At 66.9% G+C, this 17596-nt stretch carries 14 protein-coding genes and 1 rRNA gene; 4 read left to right on the top strand and 11 right to left on the bottom strand.

The features are described from left to right. Position 1 precedes the first annotated feature (1 nt). Genes AC5P74_RS17290 through AC5P74_RS17310 form a run of 5 tightly spaced genes read right to left on the bottom strand, consistent with a single transcriptional unit; the run spans position 2 to position 3927 of the window. Positions 2–592, bottom strand: a complete 591-nt coding sequence (locus AC5P74_RS17290; protein WP_053498717.1) for a cytochrome c oxidase assembly protein — start codon at positions 590–592, stop codon at positions 2–4. Beyond that, positions 589–807, bottom strand: a complete 219-nt coding sequence (locus tag AC5P74_RS17295) for a hypothetical protein (RefSeq protein ID WP_053498719.1) — start codon at positions 805–807, stop codon at positions 589–591. The genes AC5P74_RS17290 and AC5P74_RS17295 overlap by 4 nt, the downstream gene beginning before the upstream one ends. 8 nt (positions 808–815) lie before the next feature. Then, positions 816–2423 carry a cytochrome c oxidase subunit I gene (ctaD, locus tag AC5P74_RS17300; protein ID WP_005407790.1) on the bottom strand — a complete coding sequence of 536 codons (1608 nt, stop codon included), beginning with the start codon at positions 2421–2423 and terminating at the stop codon, positions 816–818. 59 nt (positions 2424–2482) lie between these two features. Further along, positions 2483–3439 (bottom strand): cytochrome c oxidase subunit II, encoded by a 957-nt coding sequence (gene coxB / locus AC5P74_RS17305; RefSeq protein WP_053498721.1) that lies wholly within the window; start codon positions 3437–3439, stop codon positions 2483–2485. Positions 3440–3450: 11 nt separating this feature from the next. Then, positions 3451–3927 (bottom strand): DUF2244 domain-containing protein, encoded by a 477-nt coding sequence (locus tag AC5P74_RS17310; RefSeq protein ID WP_021202927.1) that lies wholly within the window; start codon positions 3925–3927, stop codon positions 3451–3453. A 274-nt stretch (positions 3928–4201) separates the two neighbouring features. Between AC5P74_RS17310 and putA the strand changes: the two genes are divergently transcribed. Continuing rightward, positions 4202–7420, top strand: a complete 3219-nt coding sequence (gene putA, locus AC5P74_RS17315; protein ID WP_346608112.1) for a bifunctional proline dehydrogenase/L-glutamate gamma-semialdehyde dehydrogenase PutA — start codon at positions 4202–4204, stop codon at positions 7418–7420. 118 nt (positions 7421–7538) lie between these two features. On the opposite strand, the gene AC5P74_RS17320 is transcribed toward putA, so the two are convergent. From AC5P74_RS17320 to AC5P74_RS17330, 3 genes are all read right to left on the bottom strand, one after another. Continuing rightward, the gene (locus AC5P74_RS17320; protein WP_346608111.1) at positions 7539–8612 is read right to left on the bottom strand and encodes an AAA family ATPase; all 1074 of its coding nucleotides are present in this window, start codon (positions 8610–8612) and stop codon (positions 7539–7541) included. Then, on the bottom strand, positions 8599–9198 hold the full coding sequence (gene pnuC, locus AC5P74_RS17325; RefSeq protein WP_346608110.1) for a nicotinamide riboside transporter PnuC: 600 nt from the start codon (positions 9196–9198) through the stop codon (positions 8599–8601). Before pnuC ends, AC5P74_RS17320 begins: the two co-directional genes overlap by 14 nt. Positions 9199–9332: 134 nt before the next feature. Further along, a complete protein-coding gene (locus tag AC5P74_RS17330) occupies positions 9333–10760 on the bottom strand; it encodes an outer membrane protein transport protein (RefSeq protein ID WP_053498726.1) in 1428 nt (475 codons plus the stop codon). A 227-nt stretch (positions 10761–10987) separates the two neighbouring features. Here AC5P74_RS17330 and AC5P74_RS17335 point away from each other — a divergent pair, with 227 nt between their 5' ends. Continuing rightward, positions 10988–11680, top strand: coding sequence for a rhomboid family intramembrane serine protease (locus AC5P74_RS17335; RefSeq protein WP_053498727.1), 693 nt, complete (start codon positions 10988–10990; stop codon positions 11678–11680). 60 nt (positions 11681–11740) lie between these two features. Here the strand turns inward: AC5P74_RS17335 and AC5P74_RS17340 are convergent, their stop codons facing one another. Together AC5P74_RS17340 and AC5P74_RS17345 are read right to left on the bottom strand one after the other, a co-directional pair. Beyond that, positions 11741–13201, bottom strand: coding sequence for a S41 family peptidase (locus AC5P74_RS17340; RefSeq protein WP_053498728.1), 1461 nt, complete (start codon positions 13199–13201; stop codon positions 11741–11743). A 108-nt stretch (positions 13202–13309) separates the two neighbouring features. Beyond that, positions 13310–14608 carry a murein hydrolase activator EnvC family protein gene (locus tag AC5P74_RS17345; RefSeq protein WP_033834985.1) on the bottom strand — a complete coding sequence of 433 codons (1299 nt, stop codon included), beginning with the start codon at positions 14606–14608 and terminating at the stop codon, positions 13310–13312. 95 nt (positions 14609–14703) lie between these two features. On the opposite strand from AC5P74_RS17345, the gene AC5P74_RS17350 reads away from it, so the two are divergent. Together AC5P74_RS17350 and AC5P74_RS17355 are read left to right on the top strand one after the other, a co-directional pair. Beyond that, on the top strand, positions 14704–15366 hold the full coding sequence (locus AC5P74_RS17350; RefSeq protein ID WP_005414989.1) for a DUF4097 family beta strand repeat-containing protein: 663 nt from the start codon (positions 14704–14706) through the stop codon (positions 15364–15366). An 86-nt stretch (positions 15367–15452) separates the two neighbouring features. Continuing rightward, the gene (locus AC5P74_RS17355) at positions 15453–17162 is read left to right on the top strand and encodes a M28 family metallopeptidase (RefSeq protein WP_346608109.1); all 1710 of its coding nucleotides are present in this window, start codon (positions 15453–15455) and stop codon (positions 17160–17162) included. 316 nt (positions 17163–17478) lie between these two features. Here the strand turns inward: AC5P74_RS17355 and rrf are convergent. Beyond that, positions 17479–17593, bottom strand: a 5S ribosomal RNA gene (gene rrf / locus AC5P74_RS17360). Positions 17594–17596 lie beyond the last annotated feature (3 nt).

The raw sequence follows: 17596 nt of genomic DNA on the forward strand, positions 1-17596 counted from the left end.
GTCAGGGTGCGGCGTGCGCGCCGTCCGAGGTGGCGGCCGGGGCCAGCCGATCGGACAGCGCGTCGTTGCGGTAGAAGGTGTAGGACAAGGTGATCGTCTTGATCTCCGGCGGCAGGTCCGGATCGACGATGAAACGCACCGGCATGTCGCGCTTCTCGCCGGCCTGCAGCGTCTGCGCGGTGAAACAGAAACATTCGGTCTTGCTGAAGAAGCCCGAGGCACGCGCCGGCGCCACCGAAGGCACCGCACTGCCGACCACCGCCTGCTGGCTGTCGTTGCGGGCGAAGTACAGCGCCTCGTTGAGTTCGCCGGGCACCACATCCATGGTCAGCTGCTCGGGATGGAACGACCACGGCAGGCGCGAATTGACGCCGCCATCGAACTCCACCCGCACGGTGCGCTTGCCAGCTGCGGCACCCGTACTGGCTTCACCACCCGGGCCGCGTTCCAGGCGCACGCCGAATACCTTCTCGCAGGCAATGCGGTACAGCGGCACCAGCGAGAAGGTCAGCAGGAACACCGCCACTGCCACGCCGATCAGGCGCGGCAGCCCGGCACTGGGTGACCGCGTGCTGGCCGGTGCCTCGCTCATCGGCCGATCACCCCGCTGAGGATGAAGCCGACGTAGACCAGCACCGCGATGGCGCCGACCCACATCGCCGTGCGCCGGGCACGCTGGCGTTGCTGTTCGATGCCGTTTTCCGGGGCGTCGCCCGGGCTGTTGTAGAGCCGAGCCATGCTCGGCTGCTCCACGTCAGCCGAGCATGGCTCGGCTCTACAGGTCTGCAGTGGGCTCTCGTTATGCATGCCCCACCTCAATGCGTGATGTCGTCATGCGCCAGATCGCCCGGGCGGATGGTCGGCGGCGTGGTGAAGGTATGCGCCGGTGCCGGCGACGGCAGCGTCCACTCCAGCCCGCGCGCGCCTTCCCAGCTACGGGCCTCGGCCTTCTCGCCATTGCGCAGCGAGGACAGCAGGATCGCGGCCATCATGAACGGCGTGACGAACATGCCGAACGCACCGATCGAGCTGATCAGGTTCCAGTCGGCAAACGCTACGCTGTAGTCCGGAATGCGGCGCGGCATGCCGGCCAGGCCGAGGAAGTGCTGCGGGAAGAACAGCAGGTTGACGAACACGATCGACCACCAGAAGTGCACCTTGGCCCACTTCTCGCTGTACATCCGCCCCGTCCACTTCGGCCACCAGTAGTACACCGCTGCAATCAGCGCGAACACCGCGCCGGTCACCAGCACGTAGTGGAAATGCGCAACCACGAAGTAGGTGTCGTGGTACTGGAAGTCGGCCGCCACGATGGCCAGCATCAGGCCGGAGAAGCCACCGATGGTGAACAGGATGACGAAGGCCACCGACCACAGCATCGGCGCCTCGAACGTCAGCGACCCCCGCCACATGGTGCTGACCCAGTTGAACACCTTCACCCCGGTCGGGATCGAGATCAGCATTGTGGCGAACATGAAGTAGATCTCGCCGCCCAGCGGCATGCCCACGGTGAACATGTGGTGGGCCCAGACGATGAACGACAGGAACGCGATCGCGGCGGTGGCGTACACCATCGCCTGGTAGCCGAACAGCGGCTTGCGGCTGAAGGTCGGGATGATCTCGCTGACCACGCCGAAGGCGGGCAGGATCATGATGTAGACCTCGGGATGGCCGAAGAACCAGAAGATGTGCTGGTACATCACCGGGTCACCGCCACCGGCGGCATTGAAGAAGCTGGTGCCGAAGAACTTGTCGGTCAGCAGCATGGTCACCGCACCGGCCAGCACCGGCATCACCGCGATCAGCAGGAAGGCGGTGATCAGCCACGCCCAGCAGAAGATCGGCATCTTCAGCAGGTCGATGCCCGGCGCGCGCATGTTGAGCACGGTGGCGATGATGTTGATCGCACCCATGATCGAACTGATGCCGGCCACGTGGATGGCGAACACGCTGAAGGCCACGTTGTAGCCGCCCTGCAGCGACAGCGGCGGATACAGCGTCCAGCCACCGGCCGGTGCACCACCGGGCAGGAACAGCGTCAGCAGCAGCAGGCTGAAGGCCACCGGCAGCAGCCAGAACGACCAGTTGTTCATGCGCGGCAGCGCCATGTCCGGCGCACCGATCTGCAGCGGGATCATCCAGTTGGCAAGGCCGACAAACGCCGGCATCACGCCGCCGAAGATCATCACCAGCGCATGCACGGTCGTCATCTGGTTGAAGAACTCGGGCTTGACGAACTGCAGGCCCGGCTGCGCCAGCTCGGCGCGGATCACCACGCTCATCGCCGCGCCGATGATGAACATGATGAAGCTGAAACCCAGGTACAGCGTGCCGATGTCCTTGTGGTTGGTCGAGAAGAACCAACGCTCGAAGAAACTCTGGTGGTGATGGTGATCGTCGTGCCCAACTGCCGAGTGCGCCATTGCAAAACACCTCTCAGAATCGGTTGTCACCACGGCCGCGAGCGGCCGCGGGCTTTACATCACGCGCCGCTGGCCGCAACCGCAGGTGCATTGCCGGCTTCGGCAGCAGCAGGTGCCGCCGGTGCTTCGCCCGCAGGGGCAGCCGGTTCTGCAGGTGCCGCAGGGGGGGCGGGCTCGGCCGGCGGTGCAGGCTTGCGCTGCGCCAGCCACTGCTTGAAGTCCTCCTTGGACACCGCCTCGACCACGATCGGCATGAAGCCGTGGTCCTTGCCGCACAGCTCGGCGCACTGGCCGCGATACACCCCGGGCTGCTCGATGCTGGTCCAGGCTTCATTGATGAAACCGGGGATCGCGTCCTGCTTCCAGCCCAGCGCAGGCACCCACCAGGCGTGGATCACATCATCGGAAGTGATGACGAAGCGGACCTTGGTATCGACCGGCAACACCAGCCGGTTGTCGACGTCCAGCAGGTAGTGCGGATGGCTTTCGCGGGTCGGCACGATGCCACTTTGCCGCACGCGGTCGGATTCGCGGTCCAGGCGGCTGGTGAAGGTGACGTTCTCCCCGAGGTATTCGTACTTCCACATCCACTGGTAGCCGGTGACCTTGACCGTCATCTCGGCATCGCGGGTGTCGTACATCTTGATCAGGTTGGCCGTGGCCGGCCACGCCATCACGATCAGGATGATCACCGGGATCACCGTCCAGATGATCTCGGCCTTGGTGTTATGGCTGAAGGTGGCGGCGACCGCGCCCTTGGATTTGCGGAACTTGAAGATGGCGTAGGCCATCGCGCCGAACACGATGACGCCGATCACCGTGCAGATGATCAACGAAAGGTTGTTCGATTCCCAGGCCAGGCGCGAGGTCTGGGTCACCCCCTTGCCCATGTTCAGCTGCCACGGCTTGGGATCGGCCGCCTGGGCCCAGGCCAACGCCGGCATCAGTCCCCCGGTCGCCAGCACTGCGGCAACCGCGTTCACGCACTTCGTGCCCCACCTGCTGCTTTGCTTCATTGCCTAGACCCTTAGCGTCGTCGGTTGCCGCCATCGCTGGCGGCGAGCAAGCTTTCAAGTGTCTCTGCGAGCGTCTGACGTTCGGCCGGCGCGAGGAAACTCCCCACCTCCACCTGCCGGCCGCTGGATGCCAGCCGGACCCTCTCATCGTCGGTGAGCAGGCGCACCCAATGCGGGTGGGCCCGGAACACCGGCGATCCACCGGGTACGGGAATGACCTCCACGTACGCCGGCACTACCCGGATCTCCTCCTGTCGTTCACCGCTGCGCCACAAGGCACGCAGCGCCGCCGCCAGCACCAGGCTGTACAGCAGCGCGAACAGGGGGGCGAATGCATTGCCGGCCCACCACCCGAGGGCGGACACCAGCCACATCGCACCCGACAACACGGTGAACAACAGGACGAACTGCCGGGCATCGAGCGCCCGTGGGGGACGCAGCCGCAGCTGCGTACCTGACCCATCCGGAGCTGGAAGCACCTCGATCATGTCGCAACCGCGTTCCTGCCGCAGGAAACGTCTCGATGGTAGCCCCGCCCTCTCGCCGGTAGCAAGGGTGCATTCACACTTTTTCCGATGCTGCAACACAGCATGCGGTCGGCGGCACGGATGACGAATTCAGCACAAACATCGCCGGGTTTGCTGAACACGCCGAATCCACCACCGTTAGCGGCTATCAGCCCTTCATGAAGGTGTCTGCGTGGCACTTCCGAAGGCCTCAAAAATGATTAAAATCGCCAAGTTTTCCACTGGCCGGACCGGCATGAACGCACCTTCCTCCTCCCCTGCCGCCCACGACGCCCCGCGTCCGGGCGCGCTGCTGTCGCCGGAACTGCCGGCGCCCCCCAACCCGTTCCGCCAGGCCATCACCGATGCCTGGTTGAAGGACGAGGCCAGCCACGTCCGCGAGCTGCTGGCGCAGGCGCGCCTGCCCGCCGAGGAACAGGCCAGGGTGCAGGCGCTGGCCGCCGACCTGGTCGGCCGCGTGCGCGTGCGTGCCAAGGACCAGGGCGCGATCGAAGCCTTCATGCGCCAGTACGACCTGGGCAGCGAGGAAGGCGTGCTGCTGATGTGCGTGGCCGAAGCGCTGCTGCGTATTCCGGACCAGGACACCGCCGACAAGCTGATCCGCGACAAGCTGGCCGATGCCGACTGGGAAAAGCACCTGGGCGGCAGCGACTCGGTGCTGGTCAATGCCTCCACCTGGGGCCTGATGCTGACCGGCAAGCTGGTGCAGATGAACGACGCCACGCGCGCCGATGCGCCCAGCGCATTCAAGCGCCTGGTCGGCCGCGTCGGTGAGCCGGTGGTGCGCCTGGCCGTGCGCCAGGCGATGAAGATCATGGGCCACCAGTTCGTCATGGGCCGCACCATCAGCGAAGCGCTGGCGCGCTCGCACAAGGGCGACAACGCCAGCTACCGCTACTCGTTCGACATGCTCGGCGAAGGCGCGCTGACCATGAAGGACGCGCTGCGCTACCTGGAAGACTACCGTCGTGCGATCCACGCCATCGGCGGCGATCACAAGGCCCGCGGTGGCCGTCCGGACGGCGACGTCAACAACGCGCCGGGCATCTCGATCAAGCTGTCGGCGCTGTACCCGCGCTACGAGCACGCCAAGCGCGAGCGCGTGCTGAAGGACCTGGTGCCGGGCGTGCTGGAACTGGCACAGCTGGCCAAGAGCTACGGCATCGGCTGCACCGTCGACGCCGAAGAGTCCGACCGCCTGGAACTGTCGCTGGACATCATCGAGCAGGTGTTCTCCGACGCCTCGCTGGCTGGCTGGGATGGCTTCGGCGTGGTCGTGCAGGCCTACCAGAAGCGCACGCCGTACACGATCGACCACCTGGCCGACATGGCACGCCGTGCCGGTCGCCGCCTGCAGGTGCGCCTGGTCAAGGGCGCCTACTGGGATGCCGAGATCAAGCGCGCGCAGATCGAAGGCTACCCGGGCTACCCGGTGTTCACCCGCAAGCAGAACACCGATGTGTCCTACCTGGCCTGCGCCAAGCGGCTGTTCACCCATGCGGACGCGATCTACCCGATGTTCGCCACGCACAACGCGCACACCATCGCGGCCGTGCGCAGCATCGCCAACGGCGGCGTGTACGAGCACCAGAAGCTGCACGGCATGGGCGACGACCTGTACGCCGAAGTGGTGCCGGCCGATCGCTTGAACCTGCCCTGCCGCGTGTACGCCCCGGTCGGTTCGCACGAAGACCTGCTGCCGTACCTGGTGCGCCGCCTGCTGGAAAACGGTGCCAACTCCAGCTTCGTCAACCGCATCACCGACGAGCGCGTGCCGATCGCCGACCTGATCCGCGATCCGGTCGAGATGGTCGCCTCGTTCGAATCGATTCCGCATCCCAAGATCCCGCTGCCGGTTGACCTGCTGCGCAGCCAGAACCACGACAGGAAGAACTCCATGGGCGCCAACCTCGCCAACGACAACGAACTGCGCGCCCTGGCCGAGCAGCTCAACGCCGCCGTGAAGCCGTGGCAGGCCTCGCCGCTGGTACCGGGTGCCAACCCGGCCGGCGCCGCGCTGCCGGTGACCAACCCGGCCGACACCCGCGAAGTGGTCGGCCAGTGGCTGGCCGCCGATGCCGCCACCGTGCAGAAGGCCCTGGCCAACGCCGTGGCCGCACAACCGGCCTGGAACCGCACCCCGGCCGCCAGCCGCGCCGCCATCCTCGAACACGCCGCTGACCAGCTGGAAGCGCGCATGCCGGAGTTCATGGCGCTGTGCGTGAAGGAAGCCGGCAAGAGCCTGCCCGACAGCATCGCCGAAGTGCGCGAAGCCGTGGATTTCCTGCGCTACTACGCCAAGCAGGCGCGCGAGCAGTTCAGCCACGCCGAGAAGCTGCCCAGCCCGACCGGTGAATCCAACGAGCTGCAGCTGCACGGCCGCGGCGTGTTCGTCTGCATCAGCCCGTGGAACTTCCCGCTGGCGATCTTCCTGGGCCAGGTCGCCGCCGCACTGGCCGCCGGCAACAGCGTCATCGCCAAGCCGGCCGAGCAGACCAACCTGATCGGCTACTACGCGGTGAAGCTGCTGCACGATGCCGGCGTGCCGGCCGAGGTGGTGCAGTTCCTGCCGGGCGACGGCGCCACCGTGGGTGCAGCGCTGACCGCCGACCCGCGCGTGGCCGGCGTGGCCTTCACCGGCTCCACCGAGACCGCCCGTGCGATCAACCGTGCGATGGCCGCGCGTGACGCCGCCATCGGCGTGCTGATCGCCGAGACCGGTGGCCAGAACGCCTTCATCGCCGACTCCTCGGCACTGCCGGAACAGCTGGTCAAGGACGCGATCGGTTCGGCCTTCACCTCCGCCGGCCAGCGTTGCTCGGCCGCGCGCGTGCTGTTCGTGCAGGACGACATCGCCGACAAGGTGATGACCATGCTGGCCGGCGCGATGAAGGAACTGAAGGTCGGCAACCCGGGCCTGCTGTCTACCGACGTCGGCCCGGTGATCGACGCCGACGCGCTGAAGATCCTGCAGGAACACGCCGAACGCATGGACCGCGAAGCGCGCCTGATCGCCGCCGCCGAGCTGTCCGCTGAAGCCGCCAACGGCACCTTCTTCGCACCGCGCGCGTATGAACTGAAGGACCTGGGCCAGCTGCACAAGGAAGTCTTCGGTCCGGTCCTGCACGTGATCCGCTGGAAGGGCGACCAGCTCGACGCGGTGATCGACCAGATCAACGCCACTGGCTACGGCCTGACCCTGGGCGTGCATTCGCGCATCGACGAAACCGTTGACCGCATCAGCAACGGCGTCCACGTCGGCAATGTGTACGTCAACCGCAACCAGATCGGTGCAGTGGTCGGCGTGCAGCCGTTCGGTGGCCAGGGCCTGTCCGGCACCGGCCCGAAGGCCGGCGGCCCGCACTACCTGCTGCGCTTTGCCACCGAAAAGACGGTGACGGTGAACACCACCGCCGCCGGCGGCAACGCCTCGCTGCTGACCCTGGGCGACTGATCGTCAGCCTCATGCAGTGAACGAAAAACCCCGCGAAAGCGGGGTTTCTTGTGCTTTGCTTCCTGTAGAGCCGAGCCCACGCTCGGCTTTCCTGGCGCAGCCGAGCATGGGCTCGGCGCTACAGAGGCAGGGCGACACTGAACCGGTTGTCCGCACGCTTAGCCAGCTCGCGCTGTACGCGCGCGATGCGCGTCTCCAGATCGCCTTCCAGCAGCACATGGTCGACGCCCCGCGCCTGCAGCTCGCGCACGTACCACGCATGCTGCTGCGCACGGAATGCTTCCCCCACCCGTGTGCCGTCCTGGTCGAACGGAATATCCGGCGCGCACAGGAACAGCAGATCATATGGCCGCAATGCAGCCTGCCGCAGTGCCTCCGGCGCCGTACCAGACATCCAGCCGCTGTAGCCCAGCGTCACCAGCGGCGTGGTATCGCAGAACAGCCAGCGATGTGCCCGCCGCGCAGCCTCTTCTTCATGCCGCGGCTGGGTCATCGCGATACGAAGCAGATCGTCCGGCATCAGGTCGCCGCCCTGCTGCTCCCAGAGCGTGCGGCCATACTCCGGCACCCAGGCGGTCTGCAGGCGCTCGGCCATCACCCGCGCCAGCGTGGTCTTGCCACTGGACTCGCCACCAATGAAGGCCACGCGCTGCACGTATCCGGCGTACACCTCCGGTGCGAGACCATGGCGGTGCGCATGCGGATCGGCGCGCAGCTGGGTGCCGCACGCCTGCCCGGCGTCCAATGCGCGTTCGAGCCGCTCATGGCGTACCGGCGCACCGAAGTGCGTGGCCAGCGCCTGCGCGAAGCCGTCACCGTAGTCCTCGCCGGTGAATACCGCCTGCACCGGGCCACCGAACAGGTGCTGGCACAGCCAGGCGGTGAACATGCGCTGCACTTGCTCGCTGTTGCTGTCGTGCGGCAACACGCGTGGCGGCACGCCATGTTCGGCACACAGGGCCGCCAGCCGCGCATCATCCAGCACCGCCACCGTTGCCCGGGGGAAGCGCGCACGCAACCAGCGTTCGCGGCGAGCAGCGCTGTAGCCGGCAAAGCCTGGCTGTGACCAGCCGATCACCAGCAGCTGCGTGCAGCGCGTGGCGGCGAAGTCGATCAGGCGTTCGTGACCGAGATGCAGCGGGCAGAACTTGCCCACCACCAGGCCGCGCTCGACACGCTCAGGCAGCGGCATCGGCCGCCCTGGCCTCGTCCCGCATCAGGTGCCGCCAATGGCGCAGTGCCACCAGCGCGTTGATCCAGAAGCCCACGTACAGGATCGAGGTCAGATGCAGGCCACGGCTGTAGTACAGCGGCACCGCCACGGTGTTCACCAGCAGCCACACCCACCACGATTCCAGCTTGCGCCGCATCATCAGGATCTGCGCGATCACGCTCAGCACCAGCACCGCCGAATCGATGTAAGGCGCATAGGCGTTGGTCAGACGGGTCAACATCCAGCCGTAGCCGAACGTGGCCACCAGCGCCAGCGGCGCCAGCCAGGCCCATGCACGCGGCCGCAGCGCAGTGATCGGCAGCGGCGCGCCATGGTCGCCACGCAGCCACTGCCACCAGCCCAGCACGCTGATGGCGATGAAGAAGAACTGCAGCACCATGTCCGCATACAGGTGCGAGCGCTCGAACACCGCAGCAAACAATGCGCAGCCGACGATGCCCAGCCACCAGGTGTGCACGTTGTTGCGGCCGGCCAGCAGGATCGAGCCGGCGACGGCGATGTTGGCGGCCAGCTCCAGCTGGAAGCTCGGGTCGGACAGATTCATCGCACCATTGTCGCGTAGATCCGCGCCCTGCGTCGTCGGACCAGCAGATCCATGCCATGCGTGGATACCCTCCGCAAAAAGAAAGCCCCGCTTACGCGGGGCCTTCCGTGTACTGCTTCAGGCAATCGCCCGAATCAGAACTTGTACTGCATCGACGCCGCCAGCACGTCGCCGCTCACCTTGTACTTGCCGGTCACGGTGTTGGCAGTGGCCGAGGTCGAGGTGATGTTCGGATCCTTGGTGAACAGGTGGGTGTAACCCACGCTGTATTCCATCTTGTCCGAAGCGGCGTAGGTCAGGCCCAGCGACAGCCACTTGCGGGTGGTGTCCGGCACGCGCACGTCACGGTGGGCGTCGGTGGTCGGGGTCTGGTCGTAGGCCAGGCCGCCACGCAGGGTCAGCTTGTCGTTCACGCGGAAATCGGTACCGATCGACGCGAAGGTGGTGTCGCGGTAGTGGAACGGCAGCACGCTGTCCGGCTGGTTGGAGTCATAGTCGACGGTGACCTGGTCGAACTTGCTCCACGCCGTGCGCGTGACCTCGGCCATGATCTGCCACTGGTCGTTCACGCGGTGGGTGAAGCCCACGGTGGCGCTGGCCGGCAGGGTGATGGTGGCGCGGCCGTTGCTGTCGATGAAGGTACCCGGGGCAGCAGTGGCCAGGAAGGCGGCAGCGTTCTGCGGGATGGTGAAGTCGGCCTTGCCATCGGTGATCTTGTGCTCGACCTTCGAGCGGTAGCTGAAGGCGATGTTGGTGCCTTCCACCGGGGTGACCGTCATGCCCAGGGTGTAGCCGACCGACACTTCGTCGCCCTTGATGCGCAGGTAGCCATCGGCGGTGCCCGGCGAGAAGCCGAGCTGGGCGGCCTGGCGTGCAGCGGCCTGCGAGGCCGCGGCAGCCTGGGCCGCAGTGCCGCCGGCAGCCAGCACACGCGCCGCAGCGGTGCGCTGGGCCGTGGCGTTGATCGCGGTGCCGGTATCGACAGCGCTGGTCAGGTCGACGTTCAGGCGCTCAGCGAACACCGAAGCACCGAACGACAGGTACGGGTTGACGTCATAGGAGAACGCCACGCCCAGGTCGATGGCCTGCAGCTCGGTCTTGACGCCGTTGTAGCGGCCGACCCAGTCGCGGTCGTATTCGGTCTTGAAGCCGAACGGCACGGTCAGCGAAGCACCGAAGTGCATGTTGTCGTTCTCGCCGAACGGCACGTGGAAGTACGCGGCCGGAACCGGGGCGATCATGCCGGCGTCGCCGCCGTTGCCACCGGAAATCGGCGCGCCGTTGCCGTACTTGCCCTGGCCACGGAACTTGGCGCCGAAGCTGATGGCACTGACGTCGCCCTGGACCAGGGTGCCGTCGAGCAGGCGCATGGAGGCCGGGTTGGTGGCGATGACCGAGGCGTCACCTTCGGTCGAGGTGGAGCCGGCGAACGCGCGGCCCAGGCCCTTGGCGCTGTTTTCCTTCAGCTGGAAGGCGGCAGCATTGGCATCGGCGGCGGCCAGCGCACCGGCAACGCCGACGGCCAGCAGGGTCAGTCGGGCAATGGTGGAAGCGGTTTGCATCGTAGTTCTCTCTCTCCGGTAAGCGGTGATGGTGCTCTGAGTGCGCCTGCGCCCGCCGGGTCCTGGGACCCATCGGAGCGCGCCGGATTCCCCTCCCGACATACGACGCCGTATGCGAGTATTACCCAGAGCTGTTAATGAAACAATAACAGCGCAGGCGGTTTTTTCGTCTCAAAAGCTGAACAGGACCGTCCCCACCGAAAGTGGCCGCACGCTAGGCTATTGGCATGTTCGTCTCGCTCCCGTCCCGCAAGAAGGCGGCCCTGCGCTGGGCCACGCCCGTGCTGTTCGCGTCATTGTGGCTGGCATTCCTGTGGTCGATCTCGCGTCCGGACGATGCCCGCGGCAGCCTCTGGCTGGACTGGGGCGCGCTGTCCACCGGTCTGACCCACCCGCTGGACTGGTGGGCGACCCTGCAGGACGGCAGCGTGCTGCGGCTGTTCACCGCCCTGTTCCTGCACGCGGACTGGTCGCACCTGCTGGGCAACCTGGTGTTCCTGTTGATCTTCGGCCTGCCCGCCGAGCGGGTGCTGGGGCCGTGGCGGCTGCTGCTGCTGTTCCTGGTCGGCGGCGCAGTGTCGAACCTGGTGGCGATCTACACCATGGGCAGCCCGGACCAGATCATCATCGGCGCCAGTGGCGCGGTGTCGGCCCTGATCGGTGCGTATCTGGCCCTGTTCCCGGGCGCGCGGCTGGGCGTGGTGATCCCGCTCGGCCTGTTCCTGGAGTTCGTGCGTGCCCCGGCCTACCTGCTGATCGGCGTCTGGGCGGCGCTGCAAGTGGTGTTCGCCCACATCGGCCCAAGCTTCGGCATGGTGGCCTGGTGGGCGCACATCGGTGGCTTCGTGTTCGGCGTCGTGTACGGGGTCTACGTGCGGGCGGCCATCGCCCGTCGACTGCGCAAGCGCCACGGCTTCTGATCCAGGTAGTGCCGGCCGCTGGCCGGCTCCACGCTCACCCGCTCGTTCGTAGACCGGGAATCAAGGCTTGGCCGGCACCGGTGCGGGCTTGGCTTCGGGCGTGCTGTCTGCCTTCGGTTCGACCTTCGGCTCCGGCTTGGCTTCGGGCTTCACCGCAGCGGCCTTCGCGGCGTTGGCGGCATCCGCCTTCGCGGCCTCGGCCTTCAACCGTGCGGCCACCGAACCGGGGTTCTTCAGCTCGGCCAGCGCGTCGTTGATCGGGCCGTCGCCCGGCAGCACCGCACCGGCGTGGTAGCCCTCGGTGCCTTCGTCGTCGCCGCGCAGATGGCCTGGCAGGGTGGCTTCGCTGTAATCGCTCAGGCTGGCCGGCAGGGCATCCTCCGCCGGGGTGGCGGCGGGCTTCAACTCAACGTCCGGCACGATGCCGGTGGCCTGGATCGACTTGCCGCTGGGCGTGTAGTAGCGCGCGGTGGTCAGCTTCACCGAATCGCCGTTGTCCAGCGGCAGCACGGTCTGCACCGAGCCCTTGCCGAAGGTGCGGCTGCCCACCACGCGGGCGCGCTTGTTGTCGCGCAGCGCGCCGGCCAGCACTTCCGAGGCGCTGGCCGAACCGGCATCGGCCAGCACCACCACCGGTGCGCCCTTCAGCAGGTCGCCCGGGGTCGCGTCGAATCGGGCATCGCTGATGCTGATGCGGCCACGGGTGCTGACGATGTTGCCCTTGTCGAGCAGATCGTCGGCGACCTGCACGGCGGCCGTCAGCAGGCCACCCGGGTTGCTGCGCAGATCCAGCACCAGGCCCTTGAGCTGGCCACCGGACTGCTTCTGCAGCTGCTGCACATGCTTCTGGAAATCCGAGCCGGTATCGGCCTGGAAGGTGCTCAGGCGGATATAGCCATAGCCCGGCTCGAGCAGGCGGCTGCGCACGCTGGTCACGCGGATGGTCTGGCGGGTCAGGCTGACATCGAACGGCTTCGGCTTGCCATCACGCACGATGGTCAGCACCACCTTGCTGCCGGCCGGGCCACGCAGCGGTTCGCTGGCATCGATCGCGCTGATCGGCTTGCCGTCGATGGCGATGATCAAATCGCCGGCAAGGATGCCGGCCTTGGCTGCCGGCGTGTCGTCGATCGGCGCGATCACCTTCATGCTGGCATTGTCCGGCTGCTGCTGCAGCTCCACGCCGATGCCCTCGTAGGCACCGTTGGCCTGCTCGTCGAAGGCCTGCGCGTCTTCCTTGTTGAAGTAGGTGCTGTGCGGATCAAGGTCGAGCAGCAGGCCACGCACGGCTGACTGCATCAGCTTCTTGTCATCGACCGGGTCGACATAGGCGGCGCGCACCGCGTTGTACACGGCCACGAAACGGCGGATTTCCTCCAGCGGCACCTTCGAGGTCACCGCCTCCTCGCTGTTCGCTGCCTGCCCGCTGGTTTCCGGGCTGGGGGCGGGCGCGGTCTGCTGCGCCCAGGACAGCGCTGGCAACAGGGCCAGCAAGAGGGTGGCGGTACGGGCTGCGCGCATGGATCACTCCTGTCGACGGTGGCATGGTGCCCAAGGCACATGCACCGATTATGCGCGAAGCACAGCTAAATTCCCGTTGAATCCGGCCCGCATCCGGCGGGCCAGGATTCAGCGCCGCTGCAGCCAGCTGTCCGGGTTGACCGGCTGCCCGCCACGGCGCAGCTCGAAGTACAGCGCGGTGACGCCCTGGCCGCCGGAATTGCCGACCTTGGCCACCGCATCGCCGCGGCTGACCCGCGCGCCAGCATCCTTCAGCAGGGTGTCGTTATGCGCGTAAAGGCTCATGTAGCCGTTGCCGTGGTCGACGATCAGGATCATGCCGTAGCCGGTCATCCAGTCGGAGAACACCACGGTGCCATCGGCCACGGCCGTGACCGTGCTGCCGGCTGGCGCGCCGATCAGCACACCGCTGCTGGTGCGCCCATCGGGCAGCTTGCCGCCATAGCGGGCCAGCAGGTTGCCGGACAACGGCCACCCCAGGCCGCCGACCTTCGGCGCCGGTGCCGACGCCACCGCAGGTGGAACCTTGGTGGGCGGCGGTGGACGGCCCTGCGCGGCGGCCTGGCGTGCGGCGCGCTCGGCAGCGGCTTTCTCGGCGGCGGCCCGGCGTGCAGCGGCGCGCCGCTCGGCTTCGGCCCGCGCGGCAGCGGCACGCAGGTTGGCCAGCAGCGTTTCCAGTGCCTTGGCGTCCTGGCCCAGTGCCTGTTCCTTCTCACGCTGGTCCTTGAAGCGCTCTTCCAGCGAGGCAACGGTCTTTGCGCGATCGCGGCGGTCCGCTTCCAGGGCCGCTGCCTGCTGTTTCTGGTCCTGCTGCGTCCCCTGCAGCTTCTGCTTGCGCTCGGCGATCTGCGCTTGAAGCGCTTCCAGCTCCTTCAGGTCGGCGGTCAGCGTGGTGATCCGCTGCGCACGCTCGCGCTGCAGGTAGCGATGGTAGGCCAGGGCGCGGTTGGCGTCGGCCACCGTGTCCTGCGACAGCAGCAGCTTCAGCGGTGCGTGGTTGCCCAGCTGATATGCCGCGCGCAACAGCCCGGCCAGTTCGCGGTGCTGCTGGGCCAGGTTGCCCTGCAACGTGCTGCGGCGCTGCTCGGCTTCGGCAAGGGCTCGGCCCTGCTCGCGCAGCGCGGCTTCCGTCTGCGCAAGGGCACGGCCGGTGCGGGCTACCTTCTCGTCGGCCTCGCGCAGTTGTTGCGATGCCTGCCCGCGCTGGCCCTCGATCTGCCGTCGCTCCTGCGCCACGCCCTTCAGTTCGGTTCGCAGTTTCTGCAGCTTGCGCTCGGTCTCGCGGGTGGTCTGCGCACCGCTGGGCAGCGGCAGGGCCAGCGCCAACGCCAGCCCCAGCAGCAGGCAGCGACCGCCGCGGGCAGCGGCGATGTGATGTCGGCGTGATGGGAAGGCGTTGTCGCGCAAGGGCTTTCCAGTGACTTCAGGCAGTTGCGGGGGCTACCGGGGAATGGTGACATCTCCGCACGCGGCCTGCCAGCCGCACATCCATCGAGGTCGCCATGAAAACTCTTTCCATTCCGCTGCTGTTGGGCGTACTGCTGGCCACCGGGCCGGTCTGTGCGCAGGAGAACATCAGCAAGGTCAACGGCAGCATCAGCGCCGAACCCGGTCAACGCTACGGCAAGCTCGACACCGTCAACGGCGGCATCCGCGTCGGCGAAGGCGTCGAGACCGGCAGCATCGACACCGTCAACGGCGGGGTGAAGGTCGCCGACCGCGCGCGCACCGGCAAGATCGAAACGGTCAACGGCGGTGTGCGCCTGGGTCGTGAAGTGATCGCCAGTGGCGGCGTCAGCACCGTCAACGGCAGCATCTTCACTGATCGCGGCAGCCAGATCGAAGGCGGCGTCGAGACCGTGAACGGCGGCATCGGCCTGGTCGAGAGCCGCGTCGGCAAGGACGTGGAGACCGTCAATGGTGACATCACCGTCGGTATCGGTTCGCAGGTCAACGGCGGTGTGCATGTGCGCAAGCCGAACTTCAGTGTCTCGCTGACCGCCAGCCGCAAGCCGCGCGTGATCATCGGCCCGAATGCGGTGGTCAACGGCCCCCTGCAGTTCGAGCGCGAAGTGGTGCTGTACGTGCATCGCTCCGCTCGCATCGGCCCGGTGACCGGCGCCGAGCCAATTCCGTTCGACACCGAAACCGCCCCGGCGGACTGAACCCGCCGGACCTGCCGGTTCGGTGATACTCACTGTTACCGGTCGCGCATCAGGTGCGGCCGCCCTTTGTTCTCCAGGAATCGACGATGCCCCGCAAACTCCTCCTGTGCCTGGCCGCCGCGGCCGCGCTCAGTGCCTGCAAAGGCGAAAACACGCCCGCCGCCGCGCCGGCCACCGACACCGCTGCGGCGAAGCCGGCCGCCCATGCGTTCTCCCCGGAGATCAATGCCGGCGACTTCGCCGAGATGGTCAAGACGCTGGCCTCGGATGAGTTCGAAGGCCGCGCCCCGGGCAGCAAGGGTGAAGAGCTGACGGTCAACTACATCCGCGACCAGATGCAGCGCATCGGCCTGCAGCCCGGCAACGGCGACAGCTGGTTCCAGGATGTGCCGATGACCGAGACCACGGCCGACGAATCGACCGTGCTGAGGATCACCCAGGGCGGCAAGACCACCGAGCTGAAGTTCGGCACCGACATGGTGGTGGGTACCCGTACCGGCCAGGCCGAGGTGAAGGTCGATGCCAGCGACCTGGTGTTCGTCGGCTACGGCGTCGATGCACCGGAGCAGAAGTGGAACGATTACGCCGGCCAGGACTGGAAGGGCAAGACGGTCGTCATGTTCGTCAACGACCCGGGCTTCCATGTCGACGACGAGAAGCTGTTCGACGGCAAGCGCATGACCTACTACGGGCGCTGGACCTACAAGTTCGAGGAGGCCGCGCGCAAGGGCGCCGCTGCTGCACTGATCGTGCACGACACGGCCGGCGCATCCTACGGCTGGGACGTGGTGAAGAACTCCTGGGCGGGCCCGCAATACGACCTGCCGGCCAAGGATGACCCGGAAGCCCGTATTCCAGTGCAGGGCTGGCTGAGCGCCGAGGCGGCCAAGGCCCTGTTTGCCGGTGCCGGCCTGGACCTGGTGCAGGCCTACAAGGATGCCAGCAAGCGCGGCTTCAAGCCGGTACCGCTGAAGGCCACCGCCGCGGTCGACCTGAAAAGCCAGATCGCACAGAAGCAGTCCCGCAACGTGGTCGGCGTGCTGCCGGGCAGCAAGCGTGCCGACGAGGCCGTGCTGTACATGGCGCACTGGGACCACCTGGGCAAGCATGAGGGTGAAACCGGCGACAACATCTACAACGGCGCCGTCGACAACGCGACCGGCGTGGCCGGCATTCTCGAAGTGGCCGAAGCCATGGCGCACCAGGACCCGAAGCCGGAGCGTTCGGTGGTGTTCCTGGCCGTGACCCTGGAAGAATCCGGCCTGCTGGGTTCGAAGTACTACGTCGCCCATCCGACCTTCCCGCTGGACAAGATCGCCGGTGTGATCAACATCGATGCGATGTCGGTGGCCGGCCGTGCCAAGGACGTGACCGTCACCGGCTTCGGCAGCTCGGAGCTGGAGGACATCCTCAAGCCGTTGGCCGCCGCCCAGGACCGTACGCTGCACGGTGAGACCTCGGTGCAAAGCGGCTTCTACTTCCGCTCGGATCACTTCAACTTCGCCAAGGCCGGTGTGCCGGCCCTGTACGCCGATGGCGGCGAGGACCTGCGCGAGGGTGGCGTGGAAGCGGGCCGCAAGGCCGCGGCGGACTACGGCGCCAACCGCTACCATGGCCCGAAGGACGAGTTCGACGCGGCCACCTGGAAACTGGACGGCACCGTTGAAGACCTGCAGCTGATGTACGGCGTGGGCAAGGAACTGGCCGGTGGTGATCGTTGGCCGAACTGGTATGCAGGCAACCCGTTCAAGGCGGCCCGCGACGCGATGATGAAGGACAAGGCTTCGGCCAAGTAAAGTCGGGCCATGCTCGACTGAGCACTGTTGAGAGCAGAGCGGCGCCCCACGGGGCGCCGCTTTTCTTTTGCGTACCATCGGCGGCAGATCCACGACTGGTGTGGATCTGCCGGTAGTGCCGGCCTCTGGCCGGCAATCGATTGGTAGCGGCCAATCTTGGGTGGCGCCATGCTTCCTCGCAGAGGGCATCCACGCATGGCGTGGATCTAGCGGGCGATGTAACGCCGTCGGGTTGCCGGCCAGCGGCTGGCACTACCTGTATTACTGCGCCCAAAGAAAAACCCCGCTGCGCGAGCAGCGGGGTTTTGGGTGTAAACCCTGGCGATGACCTACTCTCGCATGGCTTGAGCCACACTACCATCGGCGCAGCTGCGTTTCACTTCCGAGTTCGGGATGGGATCGGGTGGTTCCACAGCGCTAATTTCACCAGGGAG

Source organism: Stenotrophomonas sp. YJH_SMC_94-11 (assembly GCF_059370435.1).

What these genes read in the sequence shown, in the direction of transcription:
- AC5P74_RS17320 (WP_346608111.1), bottom strand. Translation starts at nt 8,612, where the DNA reads ATGCCGCTGCCTGAGCGTGTCGAGCGCGGCCTGGTGGTGGGCAAGTTC.
- AC5P74_RS17335 (WP_053498727.1), top strand. Translation starts at nt 10,988, where the DNA reads ATGTTCGTCTCGCTCCCGTCCCGCAAGAAGGCGGCCCTGCGCTGGGCC.
- AC5P74_RS17290 (WP_053498717.1), bottom strand. Translation starts at nt 592, where the DNA reads ATGAGCGAGGCACCGGCCAGCACGCGGTCACCCAGTGCCGGGCTGCCG.
- AC5P74_RS17330 (WP_053498726.1), bottom strand. Translation starts at nt 10,760, where the DNA reads ATGCAAACCGCTTCCACCATTGCCCGACTGACCCTGCTGGCCGTCGGC.
- ctaD (WP_005407790.1), bottom strand. Translation starts at nt 2,423, where the DNA reads ATGGCGCACTCGGCAGTTGGGCACGACGATCACCATCACCACCAGAGT.
- AC5P74_RS17350 (WP_005414989.1), top strand. Translation starts at nt 14,704, where the DNA reads ATGAAAACTCTTTCCATTCCGCTGCTGTTGGGCGTACTGCTGGCCACC.
- coxB (WP_053498721.1), bottom strand. Translation starts at nt 3,439, where the DNA reads ATGAAGCAAAGCAGCAGGTGGGGCACGAAGTGCGTGAACGCGGTTGCC.
- AC5P74_RS17310 (WP_021202927.1), bottom strand. Translation starts at nt 3,927, where the DNA reads ATGATCGAGGTGCTTCCAGCTCCGGATGGGTCAGGTACGCAGCTGCGG.
- pnuC (WP_346608110.1), bottom strand. Translation starts at nt 9,198, where the DNA reads ATGAATCTGTCCGACCCGAGCTTCCAGCTGGAGCTGGCCGCCAACATC.
- AC5P74_RS17295 (WP_053498719.1), bottom strand. Translation starts at nt 807, where the DNA reads ATGCATAACGAGAGCCCACTGCAGACCTGTAGAGCCGAGCCATGCTCG.
- AC5P74_RS17355 (WP_346608109.1), top strand. Translation starts at nt 15,453, where the DNA reads ATGCCCCGCAAACTCCTCCTGTGCCTGGCCGCCGCGGCCGCGCTCAGT.
- AC5P74_RS17340 (WP_053498728.1), bottom strand. Translation starts at nt 13,201, where the DNA reads ATGCGCGCAGCCCGTACCGCCACCCTCTTGCTGGCCCTGTTGCCAGCG.
- putA (WP_346608112.1), top strand. Translation starts at nt 4,202, where the DNA reads ATGAACGCACCTTCCTCCTCCCCTGCCGCCCACGACGCCCCGCGTCCG.